The organism is Micrococcus sp. KRD070 (genome assembly GCF_017168435.1).
GTDB classification, from domain to species: domain Bacteria; phylum Actinomycetota; class Actinomycetes; order Actinomycetales; family Micrococcaceae; genus Micrococcus; species Micrococcus luteus.
Map to the genome: position 1 here is coordinate 1 of NZ_JABFNH010000015.1, position 20,492 is coordinate 20,492.

At 74.9% G+C, this 20,492-nt stretch carries 21 protein-coding genes; 9 read left to right on the forward strand and 12 right to left on the reverse strand.

What is annotated here, in order from left to right:
• On the forward strand, nt 1–703 hold a 703-nt coding region (locus tag J1M38_RS04610), incomplete at its 5' end, for a VOC family protein (RefSeq protein ID WP_241246479.1).
• A complete protein-coding gene (locus J1M38_RS11975) occupies nt 661–825 on the forward strand; it encodes a VOC family protein (protein ID WP_241246480.1) in 165 nt (54 codons plus the stop codon). The genes J1M38_RS04610 and J1M38_RS11975, both read left to right, overlap by 43 nt.
• A gap of 15 nt (nt 826–840) precedes the next feature.
• Here J1M38_RS11975 and J1M38_RS04615 read toward each other — a convergent pair whose 3' ends face one another.
• From J1M38_RS04615 to J1M38_RS04635, 5 genes are all read right to left on the reverse strand, one after another.
• Nucleotides 841–1,818, reverse strand: coding sequence for a bile acid:sodium symporter family protein (locus J1M38_RS04615; protein ID WP_036382369.1), 978 nt, complete (start codon nt 1,816–1,818; stop codon nt 841–843).
• A gap of 118 nt (nt 1,819–1,936) precedes the next feature.
• A complete protein-coding gene (locus tag J1M38_RS04620; protein ID WP_036314481.1) occupies nt 1,937–2,932 on the reverse strand; it encodes a hypothetical protein in 996 nt (331 codons plus the stop codon).
• Nucleotides 2,933–3,110: 178 nt separating this feature from the next.
• Nucleotides 3,111–4,973: an ABC transporter ATP-binding protein gene (locus tag J1M38_RS04625; RefSeq protein WP_206481670.1), complete on the reverse strand. Its 1,863-nt coding sequence runs from the start codon at nt 4,971–4,973 to the stop codon at nt 3,111–3,113.
• Between the two features lie 58 nt (nt 4,974–5,031).
• Nucleotides 5,032–5,502, reverse strand: coding sequence for an NUDIX domain-containing protein (locus J1M38_RS04630; RefSeq protein WP_041104087.1), 471 nt, complete (start codon nt 5,500–5,502; stop codon nt 5,032–5,034).
• Nucleotides 5,503–5,527: 25 nt separating this feature from the next.
• Nucleotides 5,528–6,364 (reverse strand): LysE/ArgO family amino acid transporter, encoded by an 837-nt coding sequence (locus J1M38_RS04635; RefSeq protein ID WP_230594488.1) that lies wholly within the window; start codon nt 6,362–6,364, stop codon nt 5,528–5,530.
• Between the two features lie 69 nt (nt 6,365–6,433).
• On the opposite strand from J1M38_RS04635, the gene J1M38_RS04640 reads away from it, so the two are divergent.
• On the forward strand, nt 6,434–7,357 hold the full coding sequence (locus J1M38_RS04640; protein ID WP_080772570.1) for an ArgP/LysG family DNA-binding transcriptional regulator: 924 nt from the start codon (nt 6,434–6,436) through the stop codon (nt 7,355–7,357).
• Between the two features lie 94 nt (nt 7,358–7,451).
• On the opposite strand, the gene J1M38_RS04645 is transcribed toward J1M38_RS04640, so the two are convergent.
• The 4 genes from J1M38_RS04645 to J1M38_RS04665 all read right to left on the reverse strand — a co-directional run bounded on the left by J1M38_RS04645 (nt 7,452) and on the right by J1M38_RS04665 (nt 11,457).
• A complete protein-coding gene (locus tag J1M38_RS04645) occupies nt 7,452–7,838 on the reverse strand; it encodes a WGxxGxxG family protein (protein WP_036314487.1) in 387 nt (128 codons plus the stop codon).
• A gap of 140 nt (nt 7,839–7,978) precedes the next feature.
• On the reverse strand, nt 7,979–9,556 hold the full coding sequence (locus J1M38_RS04650; RefSeq protein WP_245245394.1) for a cell wall metabolism sensor histidine kinase WalK: 1,578 nt from the start codon (nt 9,554–9,556) through the stop codon (nt 7,979–7,981).
• Nucleotides 9,557–9,650: 94 nt separating this feature from the next.
• Nucleotides 9,651–10,379, reverse strand: coding sequence for a response regulator transcription factor (locus J1M38_RS04660; RefSeq protein WP_060974070.1), 729 nt, complete (start codon nt 10,377–10,379; stop codon nt 9,651–9,653).
• A 334-nt stretch (nt 10,380–10,713) separates the two neighbouring features.
• On the reverse strand, nt 10,714–11,457 hold the full coding sequence (locus tag J1M38_RS04665; RefSeq protein ID WP_036314489.1) for a ubiquinone/menaquinone biosynthesis methyltransferase: 744 nt from the start codon (nt 11,455–11,457) through the stop codon (nt 10,714–10,716).
• A gap of 202 nt (nt 11,458–11,659) precedes the next feature.
• On the opposite strand from J1M38_RS04665, the gene J1M38_RS04670 reads away from it, so the two are divergent.
• The 6 genes from J1M38_RS04670 (at nt 11,660) to J1M38_RS04695 (ending at nt 17,553) form a co-directional block, all read left to right on the forward strand.
• A complete protein-coding gene (locus tag J1M38_RS04670; protein ID WP_102708653.1) occupies nt 11,660–12,736 on the forward strand; it encodes an iron-siderophore ABC transporter substrate-binding protein in 1,077 nt (358 codons plus the stop codon).
• Nucleotides 12,737–12,745: 9 nt separating this feature from the next.
• A complete protein-coding gene (locus J1M38_RS04675; protein WP_113914254.1) occupies nt 12,746–13,801 on the forward strand; it encodes an iron ABC transporter permease in 1,056 nt (351 codons plus the stop codon).
• Nucleotides 13,798–14,868, forward strand: a complete 1,071-nt coding sequence (locus J1M38_RS04680) for an iron chelate uptake ABC transporter family permease subunit (protein WP_206481708.1) — start codon at nt 13,798–13,800, stop codon at nt 14,866–14,868. The genes J1M38_RS04675 and J1M38_RS04680 overlap by 4 nt, the downstream gene beginning before the upstream one ends.
• Nucleotides 14,865–15,734 carry an ABC transporter ATP-binding protein gene (locus J1M38_RS04685; RefSeq protein WP_102708655.1) on the forward strand — a complete coding sequence of 290 codons (870 nt, stop codon included), beginning with the start codon at nt 14,865–14,867 and terminating at the stop codon, nt 15,732–15,734. Before J1M38_RS04680 ends, J1M38_RS04685 begins: the two co-directional genes overlap by 4 nt.
• On the forward strand, nt 15,731–16,786 hold the full coding sequence (locus J1M38_RS04690; protein ID WP_063189394.1) for a siderophore-interacting protein: 1,056 nt from the start codon (nt 15,731–15,733) through the stop codon (nt 16,784–16,786). The genes J1M38_RS04685 and J1M38_RS04690 overlap by 4 nt, the downstream gene beginning before the upstream one ends.
• A gap of 101 nt (nt 16,787–16,887) precedes the next feature.
• A complete protein-coding gene (locus tag J1M38_RS04695) occupies nt 16,888–17,553 on the forward strand; it encodes an SDR family oxidoreductase (RefSeq protein WP_102708656.1) in 666 nt (221 codons plus the stop codon).
• 47 nt (nt 17,554–17,600) lie between these two features.
• On the opposite strand, the gene J1M38_RS04700 is transcribed toward J1M38_RS04695, so the two are convergent.
• From J1M38_RS04700 to J1M38_RS04710, 3 genes are all read right to left on the reverse strand, one after another.
• Nucleotides 17,601–18,380 (reverse strand): Pr6Pr family membrane protein, encoded by a 780-nt coding sequence (locus J1M38_RS04700; RefSeq protein WP_070709457.1) that lies wholly within the window; start codon nt 18,378–18,380, stop codon nt 17,601–17,603.
• 126 nt (nt 18,381–18,506) lie between these two features.
• Complete coding sequence (gene glsA / locus J1M38_RS04705; protein ID WP_134377316.1) at nt 18,507–19,877, reverse strand: glutaminase A; 1,371 nt, start codon at nt 19,875–19,877, stop codon at nt 18,507–18,509.
• A 1-nt stretch (nt 19,878) separates the two neighbouring features.
• On the reverse strand, nt 19,879–20,490 hold the full coding sequence (locus tag J1M38_RS04710) for a GNAT family N-acetyltransferase (protein ID WP_241246481.1): 612 nt from the start codon (nt 20,488–20,490) through the stop codon (nt 19,879–19,881).
• Nucleotides 20,491–20,492: the final 2 nt, after the last annotated feature.

Here is a 20,492-nt window from a genome sequence, read left to right on the forward strand (position 1 = left end):
CGCCGGCTCCCCCGCCTGGATCGACTACACCGCCCCCGACTTCGCCCGCCAGCAGGCCTTCTACGAGGCCCTCTTCGGCTGGTCCTTCACCGACTCCGGCGAGGAGTTCGGCCACTACCGCATGATCACCAAGGACGGCGCCTCCGTGGGCGGCGCCATGGACGCCGACCAGCTCTCGCAGATGACCGGCGAGGACGCCCCGCCCGCCGCGTGGACCGTGTACCTGCGCACACAGGACATGGACGCCACCCTCACCGCCGTGCGGGAGAACGGCGGCGCCGTGCTCGTGGACGCCATGCCCGTCGGCGACCTCGGTGTGATGGCCATGGCCGAGGGCCCGGGCCACGAGGTGGTGGGCTTCTGGCAGTCCGGCACCTTGGCCGGCCATGACCTGCCGCTCACCCCCGGCACCTCCGTGTGGTTCGAGCTCATGACGACCCGCTTCGACGAGTCCGCCGAGTTCTACCGCGCCGTGGCCGGCTGGCAGCCCACCCCGCTGGGGGACGACGGCGCCCCGGAGGACACGCAGACCGCGGCCGACGCCGAGGACGCGGCCCACGACGGCCCCGCTACGCGACGAACCACCCGTTCGACCGCGCGACCGCGGGCCTGTGCGACGCGCGGGCCTGGCTGCCGCCGAACGCGGTGGGGTACTGGCGCATGTACATCGCCGTCGCGGACACGGACCGCGCGCTCGAGGTGATCCGCGAGCACGGCGGCACGGTCCTGGACGGCCCCCAGGACTCCCCGTTCGGCCGCGTCACCACCGTGCAGGACCCCGCCGGGGCCACGTTCCAAATCAACGAGCCGCCCGCGCAGGGCTGACCTGCGCCGCGGCCCTCACTCCTGCGCGGCGCGCCGGCCGTCGGAACGGCGGTAGGCCATCGCGAGCACGGCCCCGGAGAGGTTATGCCAGATCGAGAACACGGCGCCCGGCAGGGCCGCCGCCGGCGAGATGTACTGCGCGGCGAGGCCCGCGGCCAGGCCCGAGTTCTGCATGCCGACCTCGATCGAGACCGTGCGCGCCACGGGCGTGGGCAGCCGGAACAGCTTCGCCGCGCCGTAGCCGAGCAGGTAGCCGAGCCCGTTGTGCAGCACCACCGCTGCGAACACCAGCAGGCCCGCCGACAGCACGCGGGAGGCGCTGTTGCCGACGACGGCGGCCACCACCAGCGCGATGAACACCACCGAGACCCACGGCAGGGCGGGCAGCACGCGGTCGACGACGCGGCGCAGCAGCAGGCGCACGACGAGTCCGCCCAGGACCGGCAGGAGCACGATGTTCACGATGGACTTCGCCATGGCGCCGCCGTCGACGGCCATGTACTGGCCGGCCAGCCACAGGGTGAGCAACGGCGTGAGCAGCGGGGCCAGGAGCGTGGACACGGAGGTCATGGCCACGGAGAGGGCGGTGTCGGCGCGGGCGAGGTAGCTGACCACGTTCGAGGACGTGCCGCCCGGGGCCGAGCCCACGAGGATCACGCCCGCCGCGAGCTCGGGCGGCAGCTGGAGCACGACGGCGACGCCGAGCCCCAGCAGCGGCATGATCGCGTACTGCGCCACCACGCCCAGCAGCACGGGCAGCGGCCGGCGGGCGACGAGGCCGAAGTCCGGAAGGGTCAGCGTCAGGCCCATGCCGAACATGATGATCCCGAGGAACAGGTTGACCTGGGGCAGCAGCGTCTTCGCGGCGGTCGGGGCGAGGAAGCCCACGAGCGCGGCGGCGAGCACCAGCAGCGGGAAGACGGTGACGGCGATGCGTGCGGAGCGGTCTTCCGCGCGGCGGGCGTCGGTGGGGGCGGGATCCGGTGCGGTCATCCCGTCATGGTAGGAGCGCGACCGCGGTGCGTCGTCGCGTGACGCGGCGCCGTCGTCGGCCTTCCGGAATCTTCTGCGCCCCTGACCCTTCTGGACGTCCGCTCCCGCCCCAGAAGGGTCAGTTCCGCAGACGATCCTCCGCGCCACCGGCGTCGAGACCGCCACGCTCCGCGATCGCGGCCCGCACCAGCCCCGCCGTCTCGACGAATCCCCGCCACCGGTCCGTCCCCGCCACCCGGATGTTGAGCCAGCCCTGACGCAGGAACACCGCGTCCCGGCGGGTGTCCTTGCCGACCTGCGCGGCGCCGTCGTGGGTCTTGCCCTCGTAGTGGATCGCGATCCGCCACCGCCGGTAGCCGAGGTCCGCGCTGGCGGGGTGCCACAGCGAGTAGTCCGGGTCCCAGAGCTCGATCTGCAGGTCCGGCTCGGGCAGCCCCGCGGCCATCAGCGCCAGGCGCAGTTCGGTCTCGGCCGGGGAGTCGGAACCGGTGCGCACGAGCGCGAGCGCCTCCCGCGCCCGCACGATCCCGGCCTCGCCGGTGTGCCGCTCGAGCGCGGCGCCGAGCTCCCGGCGGGTGGCCAGCGCGACCTTCCCCCGCCGTTCGTCCTCCCGTGCCAGCCGATCTCCGACCGCCACGAGCGCGTCTCGGTCCAGGACGGTGGCCAGGTGGAACCAGGTGTCGGCGTGCGAGGTCCATCGCAGCCCGTGCAGCCGGTCCCTCCGCACGAGGACGCGGTCCAGGTCCACGAGCCGGGTGCGCACGCCGGGCTCCCGTAGCACCCGGCGGGTGCGGGACCGCAGGACGGTAGGACGCACCCGGGCCTTCACGTCGTCCGGGAGGGGCCAGCCCAGCAGCCGGGCCACGGACTCTCCGGTCACCACGACGTCGGGACGCATCGCCGCCAGGTCCTGCAGCCGGGACAGCTCGGTGGCGAGGGGACGCGCGGGCGGCGTCGCCCCGGTGACGGGGCCGATCCAGCGGTAGTGGCCGTGCGCGACGCGTTCGACGTCCCGGCTGCGCAGCCGCGACCCGGACACCCCGGCGGCCAGCGCCTGCGCCCGCGTGAACGGGGCGTCCTGGAGGTGGGCGGGGAAGGGTCCGGGCACGCGCATGGCCCCGATCCTGCTCGCTCCCGACGTCGGCGGGCCCGGTTGTCCACAGGCCCTGCGGAGGCGTCGGGCCGACGTCGTCGTGGACGTCCTGCCGCGCACTGGGAATCCGTTGCACATCTGACCCTTCTGGGCCGCCGCGCAGCGCTCGGAAGGGTCGGATCCGCAGAAGATTCCGGGATCACCCGCTCAGCCCGTACTCCTTCAGCATCTTCCGGGCCTCCTGGGTGCCGGCCCTCTGCAGCTCGAGCAGCTGCGCGTAGATCCCGCCGGACGCGGCCAGCTCGGCCGGGGTCCCGATCTCCTGCACCTGCCCGCCGCGCAGCGTGACGATCCGGTCCACGGACGCGATCGTGCTCAGCCGGTGCGCCACGATCAGGCTCGACCGCCCCACCATCAGGTCCTCCAGGGCCGCCTGCACGAGCCGTTCGGACTTCGTGTCCAGCGCGGAGGTGGCCTCGTCCAGCACGAGGATCGGCGCGTCCTTCAGCACGGCCCGCGCCACCGCGATCCGCTGCCTCTGCCCGCCGGACAGCCGCAGCCCGCGCTCGCCGATCACCTGCTCGTAGCCGTCGTCGAACGCCTCCACGAACCGGTGCGCGTACGCGGCCTCGGCGGCGGCCCGGACGCGCTCGTCGGAGGCGTCGGGGTCCGCGTAGGCGATGTTCTCGCGCACCGTCCCGGAGAACAGGCTCGGCTCCTGGAACACGGTGGCGATCCGCCCGCGCAGCACGGCCAGGTCCAGCCCGGCGACGTCCTGTCCGAACACCTCGATGCGTCCGCTCGTCACCGGGTACAGGCCCAGCAGCAGGTGCGCGATGGTCGACTTCCCGCCGCCCGACTCGCCCACGAGCGCCACCCTGGCACCCTGAGGGATGTCGAAGGACACGCGGTCCAGCACGGGGCGGGAGGCGTCGGCGTCGTAGGCGAAGGAGACCTCGTCGAAGCGCACGGCCGGCACGTCCGCGGGGACGTCCGGCGCACCCGCCACGACGTCGGCCCGCGGCTCCGCCGGCACGCGCGGCTCCTCCGCACCCACCGCCGCGAGCGCCGCCCCGCCGGCCCGCTCGCGCTCCTCGGCGAGCACCTCGAAGTAGTCCTTCGACCCGGCGACGGCGCGCTGGGCGGAGTCCACGAGGAAGCTCATGGAGAAGATCGGCTGCCGGGCCATGTTCATCAGCTGCAGGAGGATCACCATGTCGCCCACGGAGAACAGGCCCTGCGCGGTGCGGACGAACACGATCAGGTACATCGCGCCGAAGGCCACGTTCAGGGCGAGCCGGCGCCCGGCGTCCATGCCGTGCCAGAACCGGGACTGCTGCCGGGTGATCTCCACGGTCCGCAGGAACCGGTCGCGGAACCCGGTGAGCTCGTGGTCCTGCCGGTTGTAGGCCCGCACCACGGACATCTGGGAGACCACCTCGGCGAACCGCCCCGAGGCGACGTCCACCTCCGTGTTCTTCTCCCCCTCCCACACCTGCCACTTCGCGGACGTCCGCGCGGTGAGCCACATGTACACGGGGAAGACGACGGCCAGCAGGATCGCCAGCGGCCACCAGTAGAACGCCGTGATCACGAGCACCGCGGCGGTGGTGACGAGCATGGTGAACGCGTTGTTCGCGAAGAACTGCAGAAACTGGGTGATCTCGTTGATGGTGCGGTTCAACCGGTTGACGACCCGCCCGGTGATCGCGGTGTCGAAGTACCGCTGGGGCAGGTGCAGCAGCTGCTCGAAGTACCGCGTGGAGAGAATGGTGCGCATGCGCGCGGCCATCACGTCGCCCCAGTAGCCGCCGACGCTCACCACCAGGGTGGTCGCCACCTCGACGGCGAGGAACGCGACCGCCAGCCAGGTCACCGCGGTGACGGCCTCGGCCACACCGGTCTCCCCCGCGACGGCGGCGACGATCCGGTCCGTGGCCGCACCGATCAGGAACGGGGTGGCCAGGGCCAGCACCGCGGCCAGCACGGAGCTGACGGCGATGCCGAGGTAGAGGCGGTGGAGCTGGGGCGCGAAGCGCAGGATGCGGAGCAGCGACGTCACCCGGCCAGGCTAGTGGCCGGTGCGGACATCAGCGCGGGCCGGTCGGCCCGCCTGGAGGTCAGAACGGGGGCGCTGCGGTGACGGCGGCCAGCACGGGGTGCAGCAGCGGGGCCACGCCGTGCCCGCCCGGTGCGGCCGGGGCGGCGGGGTCCATCCAGTGCAGCTCGACGATCTCGTCCGTCGGCTCGGGGACCTCGTGCCGGGCGACGGGCCGCCACAGCGCGAACACCTCCGAGTGCAGGGCGGCGCCGGGCTCGTTGGCGGCGGCGGTGTCCCACGCGCCGAGGCGGGTCAGCTCGTCCGGGCGCAGGCGCAGCCCGGTCTCCTCGGCCACCTCGCGGACGGCGGTGTCCACGGGGGCCTCGCCGGGCAGGTGCTTGCCGCCGGGGAACATGAACATGGCGGTGCCGGCCTTGCGGACGGTCAGCACGCGGCGGTCCGGGCGGGCCAGCACGACGGCGGAGACGCGGATGACCTCCCCGGCTGCGACGGTCGGCGTGGGGGCGGAGTCGGAGGGGGAAGGACTCATGCCCCCATCATCCTCCCCGGGCGGCTCAGAGGAGCGTGAGCCCCACCTTCACGGCGATTCCCAGCATGAGCACGCCCACCACGGCGTCCACGATCCGCCACGTCCGCGCCGAGTCCATGGACGGGGCGAGCTTGGTGCCGCCCCAGCCGAGCGCGGTGAACCACACGAGCGAGGCCGCCACCGCGCCGCCCACGTACGCCCACTTCGCCGCCCCGAACGTCTGCGCGAAGGTGCCCATCATCACCACCGTGTCGAGGATGGCGTGCGGGTTCACCAGGGAGACGGACAGCGCCAGCAGGATGATCCGCGGCAGCGGCGTCTGCGGGCGGTCCAGCGCCACGCGGCGCGGCTGCACGCACTGCCGCACCGCCACCGACCCGCCGCCCGAGGGAGCGCCGAAGCCGGGCGCGCCGTCGTCGTGACGCCCGACGCCGGCCCCGGCCGGCTCGCGGTCGCGCTCGGCCAGGCGGCCGGTCGCCGGGTCGATCAGCGGCAGCTCACCGGTGAGGACCGCGAGGTCGATGCGGTCGGGGCCGTGCCCGGTCCCCTCGACGTCCGCGGCCGCGGTGCTGAGGGTCCGGTCCCCGCGCCAGGCGGAGCGCAGCGCGCCCGCGGCGAACCCGAGGAGGTAGACCACGCCGGCCACGGTCAGCGCGGGCACGAGCCACGGCCAGCGCTCGGCCACCACGCCCACACCGCCGGCGCCGAGCACGAGCAGCGCCACATCGGCCACGAAGCACACGGTCAGGACGGTCCACACGCGGTCGCGTCGGACGATCTGGCGCAGCAGGAACAGGGTCTGCGCGCCGATGGCGACGATGAGGGCGAGGTAGGTCAGGAATCCGGTGGCGAAGATGGTCACCGAGCGAGGATAGGAGCCGTCCCACGTCCGTGCCATCGCGATCTTCTTCAGGATCTGAAGACATCCTTCATGGCGACCCCTACCCTGGACCGCATGAACTCCGACCACCTGCGCGCCCTCGTCGCGGCCGTCGACCACGGCACCTTCGATGCCGCCGCGGACTCCCTGCGGATCTCCGGCTCGGCCTTCTCGCAGCGGATCAAGGCCCTGGAGCGGCAGGTGGGCCAGGTGCTCCTGGCCCGCACCGTCCCCGTCCGGCCGACCGCGGCCGGAGAGCGCATGCTCCGCCTCGCCCGGCAGACCCTCGCACTCGAGGACGAGGCGCTCGCCGCGCTCGGCCGGGGCGATGGCGGCCGCGTGCCGCTGCGCGTGGCCCTCAACGCGGATTCCCTCGACACGTGGTGGGAGCCCGTGCTGCGCGAGGCGGCGACGTGGGACGACGTCGTCCTGCAGATGCAGTCCGAGGACCAGGAGCACACCGCCGTCCTGCTGCGGGAGGGCGCGGTCGTGGCGGCCGTGACGGACGACCCCACGCCCGTGGCCGGGTGCACCTCCACCCCGCTGGGCACGATGCGCTATCACGCGGTGTGCGCGTCCTTCCTGCTGGAGCTGCACCGCGACGCGCGGGGCCGGGTCGACTTCGGCACGCTGCCGATCGTGGACTACGGCCCCCGCGACGGCCTGCAGCACACGGTGCTGCGCCGCGTCACCCGCGGCCGGCCCGTGGCCGACCCGCCGACCCACCTCGTGCCGTCCGTGCACGCGTATCTGCGGGCGGTGGAGCTCGGGCTGGGCTGGGGCATGCTCCCCTCGGTGCAGATCCCGCCGGGCGTGCTCGAGGGCCGGCACCCCGACCTCGAGCCGATCCCGGCCCTCGGCGCAGCCGACGTGCACCTGCACTGGCAGCGCTGGACGGCCGGGACCGCGGCCCTGGACCGCCTCACGGACGCGGTGCTGCGCGCCGCGCCCTCGGCGGGGGACACCGCGGACTGACGGGCGCATTCGAGACCCGCCCCGGACGCGCCGCGACCCCCGCCGGAGGGGCGGGGGTCGCGGTCACGGGCCGCTCGGGGCGGCCGGGGTCGGGTCAGCGGGCGTCGCCGGTGCCCGGGCGGCGGGTGTCCGCGCCCTCGGCGCGCACGTCGCCGGCGCGGTCGTCCACGCGGTGCACGTCATGGTCGCGGTGCGCGCCGCCCACGTGGTGGTCGCGGCGCACGGGCTCGGCGTGCACCTCACGCTTGCGGCGGCCGGCCAGGCCCGCCAGGCCCAGCAGGCCGGCCAGGCCCCACAGGCCCCAGTTGCCGTTGTCGTCCTTCTCCTCCTCCTGGGGGGCGGGCGACTCGGAGGCCGGTGCCGTCGTGGCGGCCTCGGTGGCCGGGGCCGTGGTCTGCGCGACGGCGGCGGGGGCACCGAGGCCGGTGACGACGGCGGCGGCGAGGGTCAGGGCAGTGGCGGTTCGGCGGATGTCAGTCATGTTCGTGCTCCTCTCACCGGCGGCCTTCGCCGACCGGCGTCGGGGTGGATCGGCCGGAAGTCCCGGACGACCCTTTCGGTCATACACAGGCACCGTACATACAGGGGGGTGGGGGTACGTCAACGGTTGCCGTCCCGGGGTCAGGGCCGGCCGGCCCGGGCGGAGCCGCAGCAGGAGCCCGCAGCCCCCGGCCCGGCGCGCCCCGGGGTGCAGGGCACGACGACGTCGAAACGCGTCCACCCGTCCTCGGACGCCACGGTCACGTCCCCGCCGTGGCTGCGCGCGATCGAGCGCACGATGGCCAGCCCCAGACCTGTGGACGGCTCCGTGCCCGGGGCGCTCGACCGGCCCTTCCCGGGGCCGCGGACGAAGCGGTGGAAGAGGGTGGCGTGTCGGTCGGCCGGGATGCCGCCGCCGTCGTCGTGGACGCTGACGAGCATGAGGCCGGGCCGGGGCCGGTCCTCCCGCACGGAGGCCGTGACGGTGGTCCCGACGGGGGTGTGCTTGGCCGCGTTGGAGAGCAGGTTGCCGACCACGCGGGCCAGCTGCGACCGGTCGCCGGTGACGGACCGCTGGGTGCCCGGCTCCGCCCCCTCGGGCAGGTCCACCACCCACGTGTGGTCCGGCCACGCAGCGCGGGCGTCCATCACGCCCTCGAGGACCACCTCGGACAGGTCCACCTGTTCGGCCAGCGCCACCTCCTCGGAGGGCTCCAGACCCATGGCCCGGCCGCGCGAGACGGACTCGAGCCGTTCGAGCAGGAGCATGTCGTCCACGAGGGCCGCCATCCGGTCGGCCTGGAACAGCACCCGGCCGAGCGACCGCCGGCCGGTCGCGGAGAGCTCCTCCGTCATCGCGATCATCTCGGCGTAGCCGCGCACCGAGGCGAGCGGCGTGCGCAGCTCGTGGGAGGCGTCCGCCATGAACCGGCGCATCTGCTGCTCCTGCACGCGTCGCTGCTCCAGGGCCGCCTCGACCGAGCCGGTGAACCGTTCGAGCGCCTGGGCGACGACAGCCACCTCGTCCGGCCCTTGCAGGAGCCGAGGCGGCATGCGTGAGTCCTCCGGATCGAGCCCGGCGCGGGCCATGTCCACCTGGGCGACCCGCTCGGCGACGGCGGCGACCTCGCGCAGCGGGGCCAGTCCCCGACGCAGCCACAGGGTCACCAGGATCGCGGTGGTGAGGACGGTGACGGACAGTCCGACGGCGACCGCGAGCAGCGCCTGCCGTGCGACGTCGGACATGGCGCCCGTCGGCGCCCCCACCACGAGTACCTGGTCCGCGGCCACCCAGGGGCCCGGCGCGGTCAGGGTCTGGGCCTGGACGCGATAGGAGACGTCGCCGACGACGGCGTCCAGCATCGGCCCGCCCGGCCTGTCCCGGACGGCGTGGAGGAGGTCGTGGGCCTCCTGCGCCGTGAGCGGCACGGACTCCCCGGTGTCACCGACCCGGTGCCCGGTGAGGGCGTCCTGCTGATGCGCCTCCAGACCGGAGAGCGGGACGAGCGCGACCACCGTGCCCTCGGGCTGGCCGAGGGTGCCCGGCGCGCGCAGGTACCCCTCCCCGGGGCGGGCGTCGCCCCCTCCGCCCGGCGAGGGGGCCGTCAGCTGCTCCGAGGCGCGGATCCACGCTTCGGAGGCGTCCCGGGAGGCGGATTCGGCCAGCAGGGCCTTCGTGATGCCGGCCGCGAAGAACGAGTAGGCCAGGATGGTGGCCACCAGGATCAGAAGGACGCCGGCGCCGATGCGTCGGGCCAGCGACGTGGGTTGCGTGCGGCGGGTGCTGCCGTGCCCCGACGGGACCGCGGCGGTCTCAGGCGGGCCGGATGACATACCCGGCGCCGCGGATGGTGTGGATCATCGGATCCCGGTCCGCGTCGATCTTCTTCCGCAGGTAGGAGATGTACAGCTCGACGATGTTCGCGCGGCCGCCGAAGTCGTAGCCCCAGACGTCCTGCAGGATGCGCTCCTTGGAGAGCACCGTGCGGACGTTGGCCATGAGGAACTTCAGCAGGTTGTACTGCGTGGCGGTCAGTTCGATCTCGTCGCCGCCGCGGGTCACCTCGTGGGTGCGGGTGTTCATCACCAGGTCGCCGACCACGAGCACCTCGGAGCCGCCCGAGACCACGCCGGAGCGCTGCACGAGCCGGTGGGCGCGGATCAGCACCTCCTCCATGGAGAAGGGCTTGGTCACGTAGTCGTCGCCGCCGGCGGCCAGGCCCGCCACGCGGTCCTCCGTCGCGTCCTTGGCGGTGAGGAACATGGCGGGCATCTCCGACCAGTGGGCGCGCAGGCGCTCCAGGACGTCCAGGCCGTCCATGTCCGGCAGCATGACGTCCAGGATCGCCAGGTCCGGACGGCCGGCGGTGCCCAGCTCGGCGGCGGTCGCGCCGTCGTGGGCCACGATCACCTCCCAGCCGCAGAGGGTGAAGCCCATGGAGAGCAGGTCGGCGATCATCGGCTCGTCGTCCACGACGAGCACCCGCACCGGCGCGCCGTCCGGGTGCGAGAGCTCGGGCAGGACCTTCTTCAGCTCCGCCATGGATGACGGGCCGGTGGTGCTCTGGATGGGGCTCACAAGGTTCCTCTACGTTCAAGAGACGGTTCACGGTGCCCACGCGGACGTCGCGGGCTGCGGGGGACGAGCGCCTCGCGACGGAGGGGCGACGCCGTTCCGGGGGATGGCGGACGGGCGGCGACCGGAGGCCGGGGGGTGCGCGGATCCCCCCTCGACGGAGCCCCATGCTACGCGGATCAGCCGGGTCGGCCCAGAGTCTTCTCGGATTGCGGACATCAGCGTGACTCGTCACAGCCCTGACGCATCCGGCGGCGCCACCGGGGCCGCCCTGTGCTGACGCCGCGCCGCGTGGCCCGCGTCAGTCGACCGGCTTCATGGCCCAGTGCGTGGCCAGGGTGCCGAACATGTGGGTCTCGTGCCCGATGTTCACGAAGCCGGCCTCGGCGAAGAGGTCCGCGACCTCGTCCGGCGTGTGGAACGCCTTCGTCGAGGAGGACAGGTACGCGTAGGCCTCCGGCCGGTCGGCGATCAGCTTCGCCAGCTGTGGCATCACCCGGTGGATGTAGAAGGAGGAGAAGGGCTTGAGCACGTTGTCCGGCGCCGGCGACGTCTCGAGGGCCGCGACCCAGCCGCCCGGGCGCAGCACACGGAACTGCTCGGCGAGGGTCGCCGGGATGTCCGCGACGTTGCGCAGCAGGTAGCCGTGGGTCACGGCGTCGAACGAGCCGGCCTCGAACGGCAGGTCCGTGGCGTCCGCGACGACCCACTCGATGCGGTCCCCGCCCGCGCGGGCACGGCCGACCTCCATCATCTCGGCGGCGATGTCGGCGCCCACCACCTGCGCGTCGGGGTGCTGCTTGAGCACCTCGAACGCGAGGTCCCCGGTGCCGGTGGCCAGGTCGAGCACGCGGGCCTGCGCGGGGATGTTGGCCCGCGCCACCGTGCGGCGCACCAGGCGCGGCTCCTGACCCCATGTCATGACGGCGTTCATCAGGTCGTAGCGGCCGGCGATGGCGTCGAACATCGCGGAGACCCGGTCGTGGTGGTCGGCGGCGCCGCGCTGCGCGTCGCCGCGCGGGGCGGGGAGGGGGTTCTGGCTCACCAGGCCACCGTATCCCGCCCACCTCCCCCGACGACGCCCCTCACCGGGATTGCACAGGGGAGTTAGGTTGCCCTAATCTTCCAGAGTTACCTCACGTCAGTGTTTGCTAATGCCGGCCCGGCAGGGCCGACGCATCCTCCGACCGCAGACCCGACCCCCTCCGCCCGGCGCCCGCGCGTCGCGACCGTGAAAGGCCACCACCATGGCACCGTCCCCCCTGTCCCGCCGCTCCCTCCTCGCCAGCGGGGGAGTCGGGCTCACCCTCCTGCTCGCCGCGTGCTCCACCGGCCCGGCCGGAGGCTCGGCCTCGTCCTCGTCGGCCGGTGCGTCGTCGTCAGACGCCGCGGGCGGGGACGCCGCGTTCCCGCGCAGCATCGAGCACGTCTACGGCACCACCGAGATCCCGCAGCGCCCGGCCCGCGTGGCCACCGTGTCCTGGGTGAACCAGGACGTGGCCCTCGCCCTCGGGGTGGTGCCGGTGGGCATGGCCGCCGTGGAGTTCGGCGGGAACGCGGAGAAGTCCACCGACTGGTTCGACGCGAAGCTCGCCGAGACCGAGGGCGCCCAGAAGCCCGTGCAGTGGTCCGAGGCCTCCGGCATCGACGCCGAGGCGATCGCCGCCGTGAAGCCGGACGTCATCCTCGCCGTCTACTCCGGCATCACGCAGGAGGACTACGACCGCCTCTCGAAGATCGCCCCCACCGTGGCCTACCCGAAGGACGTCCCCGCCTACGGCACCTCGTGGCAGCAGTCCACGGAGGTCATCGGCCGCGTGCTCGGCAAGGAGCAGGAGGCGGAGGAGCTCATCGCGGACCTCGAGCAGCAGATCAAGGACGCCGGCGAGAAGCACGCGGGCCTCCAGGGCGCGTCCTTCGTCTACGGCACCATCGACCCCGCCGCCGCGGACCAGATCAGCATCTACACGGACGTGGACAACCGCCCGAAGTTCCTCGAGCTGCTCGGCATGGAGCAGGCGCCGGTGGTGACGGAGAACTCCCCGGAGGACCAGGCGTTCTTCTTCACGTGGTCGCCCGAGCGCGCGGACGAGCTGGAGTCGGACGTGTTCGTCTCCTGGGCCGCCCAGGACTCGGTCCGCGAGGCCATCGAGTCCGACCCCCTGCTGGGCTCGATCCCGGCCGTGAAGGCCGGCGCCCTCGTCCTGCAGACGGACGAGCAGGAGGTCCTCTCCGTCTCCGCGATCTCCCCGCTGTCCATCCCGTTCGCGCTCGAGAAGGTCGTCCCGCCGATCGCCGAGGCCGCGAAGACCGCGCAGGGCTGATCCCTCCCCATGCCGTCCACGGCCCTGGCCTCCCCGGCCCGCGTCCGCGCGGGCGTGCTGATGGGCGCCCTGCCCGCGGCGCTGCTGCTGGCGGCGCTCGTGGCCGGCGTCGCCCTCGGCGCGCGCACCGTGCCGGCGACGACGGCGCTCGACACCCTGGGCGCGGTCCTCACCGGGCACCCCGTGCCGGAGGGCATCGAGGCGGCGGCCGTGGCCTCCCGCGTGCCCCGCGTGGTGACGGGGGCGCTGGTGGGGGCGGCGCTGGCCGTGGCCGGCGCGGCCCTGCAGGGGGCCACCCGCAACCCGCTCGGTGACCCGGGGCTGCTCGGGCTCTCCGCCGGCGCGGGGCTGGCCGTGGCGGCGGGCATGGCGCTCGGCGTCGCCGGCTCCACGTTCGGGGTGCTGGCGCTGGCCGCCGTCGGGACGCTGGTCGCGGCGGCGCTCGGCTACGCGGTGGCGGCGGCCGCCACGCGGAGGGGCCGGACGCCCGGCGCCCCCTCCCCCATGGCGCTCGTGCTGGCCGGCGCCGCGATCACCGCCGGCGCCACCGCCGGCACCACGGCGCTGCTCGTGCTCTCCCCCACGGTCCAGGACCGACTGCGGTTCTGGGCCGTGGGCACGGTGGCCCGCGCCGACCTCGGCGAGGCGCTCGCCCTGGCGCCCGTGATCGCCGTCGGGCTGCTCGCCGCCGTCGCCGTGGCCCCCGGGCTCGACGCCCTCGCCCTCGGCGACGACCTCGCGCACGGCCTGGGCGGGCGCCCGGAGCGGGTGCGCGCGGTGCTGCTGGGCGCGGTCGTGCTGCTCACGGCCGCGGCGGTGGCGCTGGCCGGGCCGGTCGGGTTCGTGGGGCTGCTCGTGCCCCACGCGCTGCGCCGTCTGCGGCCGCCGAGCACGCGGGCCCTGATGGTCGGCTGCGCCCTGTGGGGCGCCGTCCTCGTGATCCTCGCGGACCTCGCCGGGCGGCTCGTCGTGGCGCCCGGGGAGATCCACCTCGGGGTGACCACCGTCCTGCTCGGCGTGCCCGTGCTGCTGGCGCTGCTGCGCCGCCCGGGGGTGGCCGCATGAGCGTCCAGCGCACCGCCTCGGACGACGTCGTCGCCCGCCTGCGCCGCGCCGACCGGCGCCGCCTCGGAGGGGCCTGCGCGGGCCTCGCCGTGGCCGTGCTGGTCCTCGCCCTGCTGCGCGTGGTGTGGGGCACGTACCAGGTGACCGTCCCGGACCTCGTGCGGATCCTGGGCGGGGAGACGATCCCGGGAGCGAGCTTCATCGTGCTGGAGGAGAAGCTGCCCCGCGCCGTGGCCGCAGTGCTCACCGGCGCCGCCCTGGGCGCGGCCGGCGCGCTCTACCGGCGCACGCTGCGCAACCCCCTGGCCTCGCCGGACATCCTGGGCGTCACCCAGGGCGCCGCGGCGGCGGTCGTGCTGGGGATGCTGGCGACCGCCGGGCAGACCGGCGGAGGATCGGACCTGATGCGCGCCGCCACGGCACTGATCGGTGGCCTCGCGGCGGTGGTCGCCGTGTTCGCCACGGCCCGCTCGGTGGGCGGCGAACGGTTCGTGGTGGCCGGCATCGCGGTGGCGGCGGCGGGCCAGGCCGTGGTGGCCGGGGCCATGCTCTCGCTGGCCCAGCACGACCTGCAGTCGGCCACCGTCTGGATCGCCGGCTCGCTCAACGGGGTCACGTGGGGCCGCATCGCGCTGCTCGCGGGCGTCCTCGTGGCCGCCCTGCCGCTGGCGGGGGTGCTCCACGCGCGGCTGGCCCCCGCCGACGTCGGCCCGGACCTCGCGCACGCCCTCGGCGCCCGACCGCGCCCCACCTCGGCCGCGGCGCTGGGGCTCGGCGCGGTGCTGGCCGCCGTGGCGACCGCCGTCGTGGGGCCGCTGGCGTTCGTGGCGCTGCTGGCCACCCCGCTGGCGCGCGGGCTCACCCGCGGCCTGCCCTCCCTGCCCGCGGCGGCGCTCACGGGCGCCGCACTCGTGCTGCTCGCGGACCTCGTGGCCGGCGAGGCCGTCCCCCTGCTCACCGGCGCCGCCCTGCCCACCGGTGTGCTCACCGGCGCCGCCGGCGCCCCGCTCATGCTCTGGCTGCTGCTGCGCCAGGGCCGGACCCCAGGAGGCGTGCGCTCCGCATGACCGCTCCCCCGCTCACCGTCCCGTCCCCCGCCGCACCGCGTGCCGGGGCCGCCGACGACGTCGCGATCCGCCTGCGCGGCCTGACGCTCGGCTACGGCCCGGTCTCGGCACCGCCGATCGTCGAGGACCTCGACCTGGACGTGCCCGCCGGGCGCGTCACCGCGATCATCGGCGCCAACGGCTGCGGCAAGTCCACGCTGCTGCGCGGCCTGACCCGCCAGCTCGCCCCGCGCGCCGGGAGCATGGAGGTGCTCGGCCGGGACGCCGCCCGCGTGTCCGCGCGCGACTACGCCCGCACCGTGGCGCTGCTGCCCCAGCATCCCGTGGCGCCCGAGGGCATGACGGTGGCGCAGCTCGTGGCGCGCGGCCGTCACCCGCACCGCGGGCTCCTGGGCGGCCGGGCCGCCGGCGACGACGCCGCGATCGCCTCGGCGCTCGAGCGCACCGACCTCGTGGAGCTCGCCGAGCGCGAGGCCGGCACGCTCTCCGGCGGGCAGCGGCAGCGGGCGTGGCTCGCCCTCGTGCTCGCCCAGCAGACCCCGGTGGTGCTCCTCGACGAGCCCACGAGCTACCTCGACCTCAGCCATCAGGTGGAGGTGCTCGACCTGGTGCGCGCCCTCCCGGACCCGCGCGGCGGGGGCCGGGCGACCGTCGTCGCGGTGCTGCACGAGCTGAACCTGGCGGCGCGCAGCGCGGACCACATCGTGGCGATGGCCGCGGGCCGGGTCGTGGCGCAGGGCACGCCGGGCGAGGTGATCGTGCCGGAGGTGCTGGCCGAGGTGTTCGGCCTGGACGCGGACGTGGTGGCCGACCCGCTGCTGGGCCACCCCGTGGTGCTGCCGCGCGGGGCCGGGGACCGCCGATGAGCGCCGACGGCATGATCGTGGCGCACACGCGCGTGGTGTCCGTGGAGCAGCCGTGCCGCGGGTTCCGGCGGATCGTGCTGGCGGGCCCGGACCTGGAGGCCGCCAGCGGGGACCTGCTGGGACTGCTGCCGCCCGGCGTCGCCGACCTGCACGCCCTGTACCGGGGCGCGCGGCCGCGCCGGGACTCCTATGTGAAGCTGCTGATCCCCCCGCCGGGCGGGACGTCGGCGGACCCGGACCTGTCCGCCGGGTTCCGCGCCGGGTTCCTGGCCATCCCCGAGGAGGAGCGCGGTTGGATGCGCACGTACACGGTGCGCTCGGCCGGGCTCGTGCGGCTCGACGGGCGGCAGGTGCCCTCGCTGACCGTGGACGTGGTGCTGCACGGCGACCCGGACGACCCCGCCGACCCGCATCAGGGGCCGGGCCTGCGCTGGGCGCGCGCCGTCCAGGCGGGGGACGCGGTGAACGTGCTGGTGCCCTCGGCGGAGGCGCCGGCGTGGTCCGGGTGGCGGCAGACGAGGGCGCGCCGTGTGCTGGCCGTGGGCGACGAGACCGCCGTCCCCGCCCTGGTGTCCGTGGCGGAGGAGCTCGCGGACCCGTTCGGCGGGTTCGACGGCGAGGCGGACCTCGTGCTCGAGCTGCCCCACGACGGTCAGGCCGCCGACCTCATCGCCGAGCGCCTGGCCGTCCCCGAGCCGTGGGACTGGCGGGCCGTGACGGAGCTGGCGGACCGGGGCCGCGTGCGCCTGCACGTGGGCCGCCGGGCGCCGGGGGCGCCGTCGGGGTCCTGGGCGCACGCCCGCCTCGCCGCCCTGCTGGGCGTGGACCCCGACGACGCCGGCGGGCCGGTCGCGCCGCCCGCGGCCTCCGTCGAGCGCGAGTGGACCGTCGCCGCCCTCGAGGCCGACGAACGGCCCGAGGCCTACGTGTTCCTCGCCGGGGAGTCCGCGATGGTGCGCGCCCTGCGCCGGCTCAGCGTGGGCCCCGGCGGCGTGCCGAAGAAGCACGTCTCCTTCATGGGCTACTGGCGGGAGGGTCAGGCGGAGAGCTGAGGAGTGGGGTGGCGGTCGCGCGCCGCTCCACCCTCGCACCGGCGGCGGGCTCTCCCTACTGTGGAAGTCCAGCACCCGATCGAACCGAAGGAGAGATCCCCATGACCCGCACCGTGATCATCGGCGGCCACGGCAAAGTGGCCCTGCTCGCCGCACCCCTGCTGGCGGAGGCCGGCCACGACGTCGTCTCCCTCATCCGCAACCCCGACCACGCCGAGGACGTCCGCGCCGCCGGCGCCGAACCGCTCGTCCTGGACATCGAGAAGGCGGATCAGGAGGAGCTGCTCCACGCGCTGCGCGACGCGGACAACGTCGTGTTCTCCGCGGGCGCCGGCGGCGGGGACGCCCAGCGCACCCGGGCCGTGGACCACGACGCCGCCGTCGCCAGCATGCGCGCCGCCGAGGCCGCGGGTGTGCGGCGCTACGTGATGGTGTCCTACCTCGGCGCGTCCCTGCACCACGACGTGCCCGAGGACGACCCCTTCTACACGTACGCGCAGGCCAAGGCAGAGGCGGACGAGGCACTGCGGGACTCCGGGCTGGCCTGGACCATCCTCGGCCCCGGCGCCCTGACCGAGGAGGAGGCGTCCGGCCGCATCACCGTGGACCCGGACCTGTCCGACTCCGACGCCTCGCAGCGTGAGGCCAGCCGCGGCAACGTCGCCCGGGCGATCGTGGCCGTGCTCAACGAGCCGGGCACGGTGGGCCGCAAGATCGACTTCGTGGACGGCGACGTGCCCGTGGCCGAGGCCGTCCGCGGCGACTGAGGCGCCGCCAGCGCCGGGCGCCGGCCGCTAGCGCCGGGGACGGCCCCTCAGGCCAGGCCGAGGCGGCGGTCCACGGTGCCGAGCACGCCCATGAGCCCGGTGAAGCCGGCCAGGATCCCGGCGAGCACGACGCCCACGCTGCGGCGGCCGAGCCGCGGCACGTCGAGGAACGGGTACGGGTACCAGTCGATGCGGGGCCCGCGCGCCATGGTCACCGCCGCCCACATCAGCGGGATGACCGAGGCCAGCCCGGCGCGCCGCGGCGTGATCTGCCCGCGCGGGTCGAACAGCGCCCACACCGCCGGGGCGAGCACGGGGTTGACGATGTGCTGCAGCGCGTCGTTGAACCGGTAGAGGAAGGTGTCCTGTTCGCGGCCACGCAGCACCGCGTTGTAGACGATCCCCGTGACCATCACCGAGCCGAGGCCGGCGGTGCGCACGGCCCAGAACGCGTCCGACGTGGGCGCCTCACGACGCGCGGCCAGCGTCAGCGACGTGCCCGCGACCAGCGCGTTGGACAGCCACGTGAAGTACGCCGGCTGGTTGAGGGCGTGGGACCAGCCCGCGGGGAACCCGCCCTGATAGCCGACGCCCGGGATCACCATGGAGTCCTTGGACATCCCGATGGGGAACGAGGTCAGGCACCCGATCAGCGGCAGTGCCCCCGAGACCTGCCACGCCAGGCGGCTCCGACGGTCCACCGGCGGCACGGGACGCGGCTGCAGCCGGGACACGACGGCGTGCGCGATCCGCTCACGGACCCCCTGCGGGGCGGGGCGGGTGCGGCGGACGGAGGGCAGGCTGACGCGGAGGGTGGAAAGGGGCATGGGGGGTCGTCCTCGAACGGCGGGGTCAAGGGATGAGACCGCCCATTCTCACATGAACAGCAGTTGAACGAAAGGGGGCGAGACGGAGAACACCGCCGCGCCCCCCCTCCTGCCCGCCCCGCCGCCTCAGTGGGCGCCGGCCTCCTCCAGCGGCAGGATGCGCTCCGGATCCTCGACCTCCACCCGCACGCCGTCGGCCTGCAGCCGGCGCACGCCCTCGGCGATCAGCCGTCGGCCGACGTCGTCGATCCGGTCCACCCGCGTGAGGTTGAGCACCACGGTGCGGATGGGCCCGTCGTTCTCATCTCGGGCGGCCACGGCGGCGGCCTCGTGCACCGCACCGCCGCTGGTCGCGGCCGCGAGCGCCGCGCTGTCCGCCGCGGCCTCCTGCCACCGCGGGTAGACGGCGGCGTCCCACCCGGTGCCGGGCTTCTCCGCACCGGTGTCCAGGTCCGTGAGCGCGTCCAGCACCGCCTCCGCACCGCCGAACCGGATCACGCCCTGCAGATGCACGAACACGCGGTCACCCTCGCGTTCCACGAAGCGCACGGCGGTGCCGCCCAGGCTGTCCCCGTCCATGAGATGCAGCCGGAAGTCCTCGGAGAGGCGGCGGCACGCCAGCACGCCGCGCGCCGAGTTGCCCACCTCGTCCAGGCGCGGCGAGAACACGCCGATCCCCACGCGACCCGGCAGCGCGCCGAGCACACCGCCGGCCACCCCGGACTTGGCCGGGATCCCGACGTCGGCGAGCCACTGCCCGGCGGCGTCGTACATGCCGGAGGAGGTCATCACGGACACCACGCGCCGCGCCACGATGTACGGCAGCATCCGCTCTCCCGTCATCGGGTGGATGCCGCCGGTCGCCAGACACGCGCCCATCACAGCGAGGTCCTTGGCGGTGACGAGCACGGCGCACTGCGCCACATACCCGGCCACGATCTCCTCGGCGGAGTCCTGCAGCACCCCGTAGCTGCGGAGCATGTGCGCCAGGGAGAGGTTGCGGTCCGAGACCGCCATCTCGGACTCGTACGTCTCCCAGTCCACCGAGAGCCGACGCCCGGCGAGCAGGGACATGATCTCCACGGCCCGGTCCAGCCGCTCCTTCCGGCTCGCCTCCGGTCCCACGAGCAGCTGGTGCACCGCGAGCGCGCCGGCGTTGATCATGGCGTTGTCCGGGCGGTGCGACTCCGCCTCGAGGGAGAGCTCGTTGAAGGCCTCGCCCGAGGGGTTCAACCCCACCTGCCGGTCCACGGCGGCGAAGCCCCGGTCCACGAGCGCGGCCGCGTACGTGAACGGCTTGGACGCGGACTGGATGGTGAACTCCACGTCCGCGTCGCCCGCGAAATGCAGCCGCCCGGTGGGGGTGGCCAGCGCGATGCCGAAGCGGTCCGGGTCCGCCTCCGCGAGCACGGGGATGTACTGGGCCGTCTCGCCCGGGTTCACGGCGCCGAGCTCGGTGACCAGGCTCGCCAGGTAGTCGGGGATCGGGTGTCTCATCTCAGGCCTCCCAGCGCAGGCAGGTCAGGGGCTCGCCCCCGGGCACGGGCACGTGGCCGGTCGCACGGAAGCCGAGCCGCTCATAGAACGGGACGGTGGCGGGCACGGACGCCTCGAGGTGCACGGGCAGACCCGACGCGCGGCGCTGGCCGTGGCGCACCAGCGCACTCGCCGCCCCGCGCCCGCGGGCGGACGGGACGGTGCCGACCTCCTCAAGGTACCAGTGCCGGCCTGCCGGGCGGGCCCGCTCGCAGGCGCCCTGGATCCGCTTCAGGGCGAGGGTGTGGCGGCCGTGGACGGCGACGGCGGTGGGCAGCCCCGCCAGCAGGCCCGGCACGTCGACCCCGCGGGGGGCGGCGGGGGAGGTCCACACGGCGGCGCCGAGCAGCGTGCCGTCGGCCGCGTCCACGGCGACGTCCACGGCGCCCAGCGGGGCGCCGTCGGCCCCCGCGCGCAGCCCCTGGCGCACGGCGGCGGTGAACTTGCGCTCGAGGCGGGGCCCGCGCCGGTCCTCGGGCACGAGCCCGAGCGTGTACGGGTCCGTGGCGAAGGCCTCGGCGAGGACGGCGCCCACGCGGCGGGCGGTGTCCTCACGGGCTCCATCCGGGCGCAGGG

Coding starts and splice junctions, on each gene's coding strand:
- J1M38_RS04630 (WP_041104087.1), bottom strand. CDS start 5,502: ATGAGTCCTTCCCCCTCCGACTCCGCCCCCACGCCGACCGTCGCAGCC.
- J1M38_RS04690 (WP_063189394.1), top strand. CDS start 15,731: ATGAGCGCCGACGGCATGATCGTGGCGCACACGCGCGTGGTGTCCGTG.
- J1M38_RS11975 (WP_241246480.1), top strand. CDS start 661: ATGTACATCGCCGTCGCGGACACGGACCGCGCGCTCGAGGTGATCCGC.
- J1M38_RS04685 (WP_102708655.1), top strand. CDS start 14,865: ATGACCGCTCCCCCGCTCACCGTCCCGTCCCCCGCCGCACCGCGTGCC.
- J1M38_RS04675 (WP_113914254.1), top strand. CDS start 12,746: ATGCCGTCCACGGCCCTGGCCTCCCCGGCCCGCGTCCGCGCGGGCGTG.
- J1M38_RS04670 (WP_102708653.1), top strand. CDS start 11,660: ATGGCACCGTCCCCCCTGTCCCGCCGCTCCCTCCTCGCCAGCGGGGGA.
- glsA (WP_134377316.1), bottom strand. CDS start 19,877: ATGAGACACCCGATCCCCGACTACCTGGCGAGCCTGGTCACCGAGCTC.
- J1M38_RS04700 (WP_070709457.1), bottom strand. CDS start 18,380: ATGCCCCTTTCCACCCTCCGCGTCAGCCTGCCCTCCGTCCGCCGCACC.
- J1M38_RS04615 (WP_036382369.1), bottom strand. CDS start 1,818: ATGACCGCACCGGATCCCGCCCCCACCGACGCCCGCCGCGCGGAAGAC.
- J1M38_RS04645 (WP_036314487.1), bottom strand. CDS start 7,838: ATGACTGACATCCGCCGAACCGCCACTGCCCTGACCCTCGCCGCCGCC.
- J1M38_RS04620 (WP_036314481.1), bottom strand. CDS start 2,932: ATGCGCGTGCCCGGACCCTTCCCCGCCCACCTCCAGGACGCCCCGTTC.
- J1M38_RS04695 (WP_102708656.1), top strand. CDS start 16,888: ATGACCCGCACCGTGATCATCGGCGGCCACGGCAAAGTGGCCCTGCTC.
- J1M38_RS04660 (WP_060974070.1), bottom strand. CDS start 10,379: ATGGCGGAGCTGAAGAAGGTCCTGCCCGAGCTCTCGCACCCGGACGGC.
- J1M38_RS04640 (WP_080772570.1), top strand. CDS start 6,434: ATGGCGACCCCTACCCTGGACCGCATGAACTCCGACCACCTGCGCGCC.
- J1M38_RS04680 (WP_206481708.1), top strand. CDS start 13,798: ATGAGCGTCCAGCGCACCGCCTCGGACGACGTCGTCGCCCGCCTGCGC.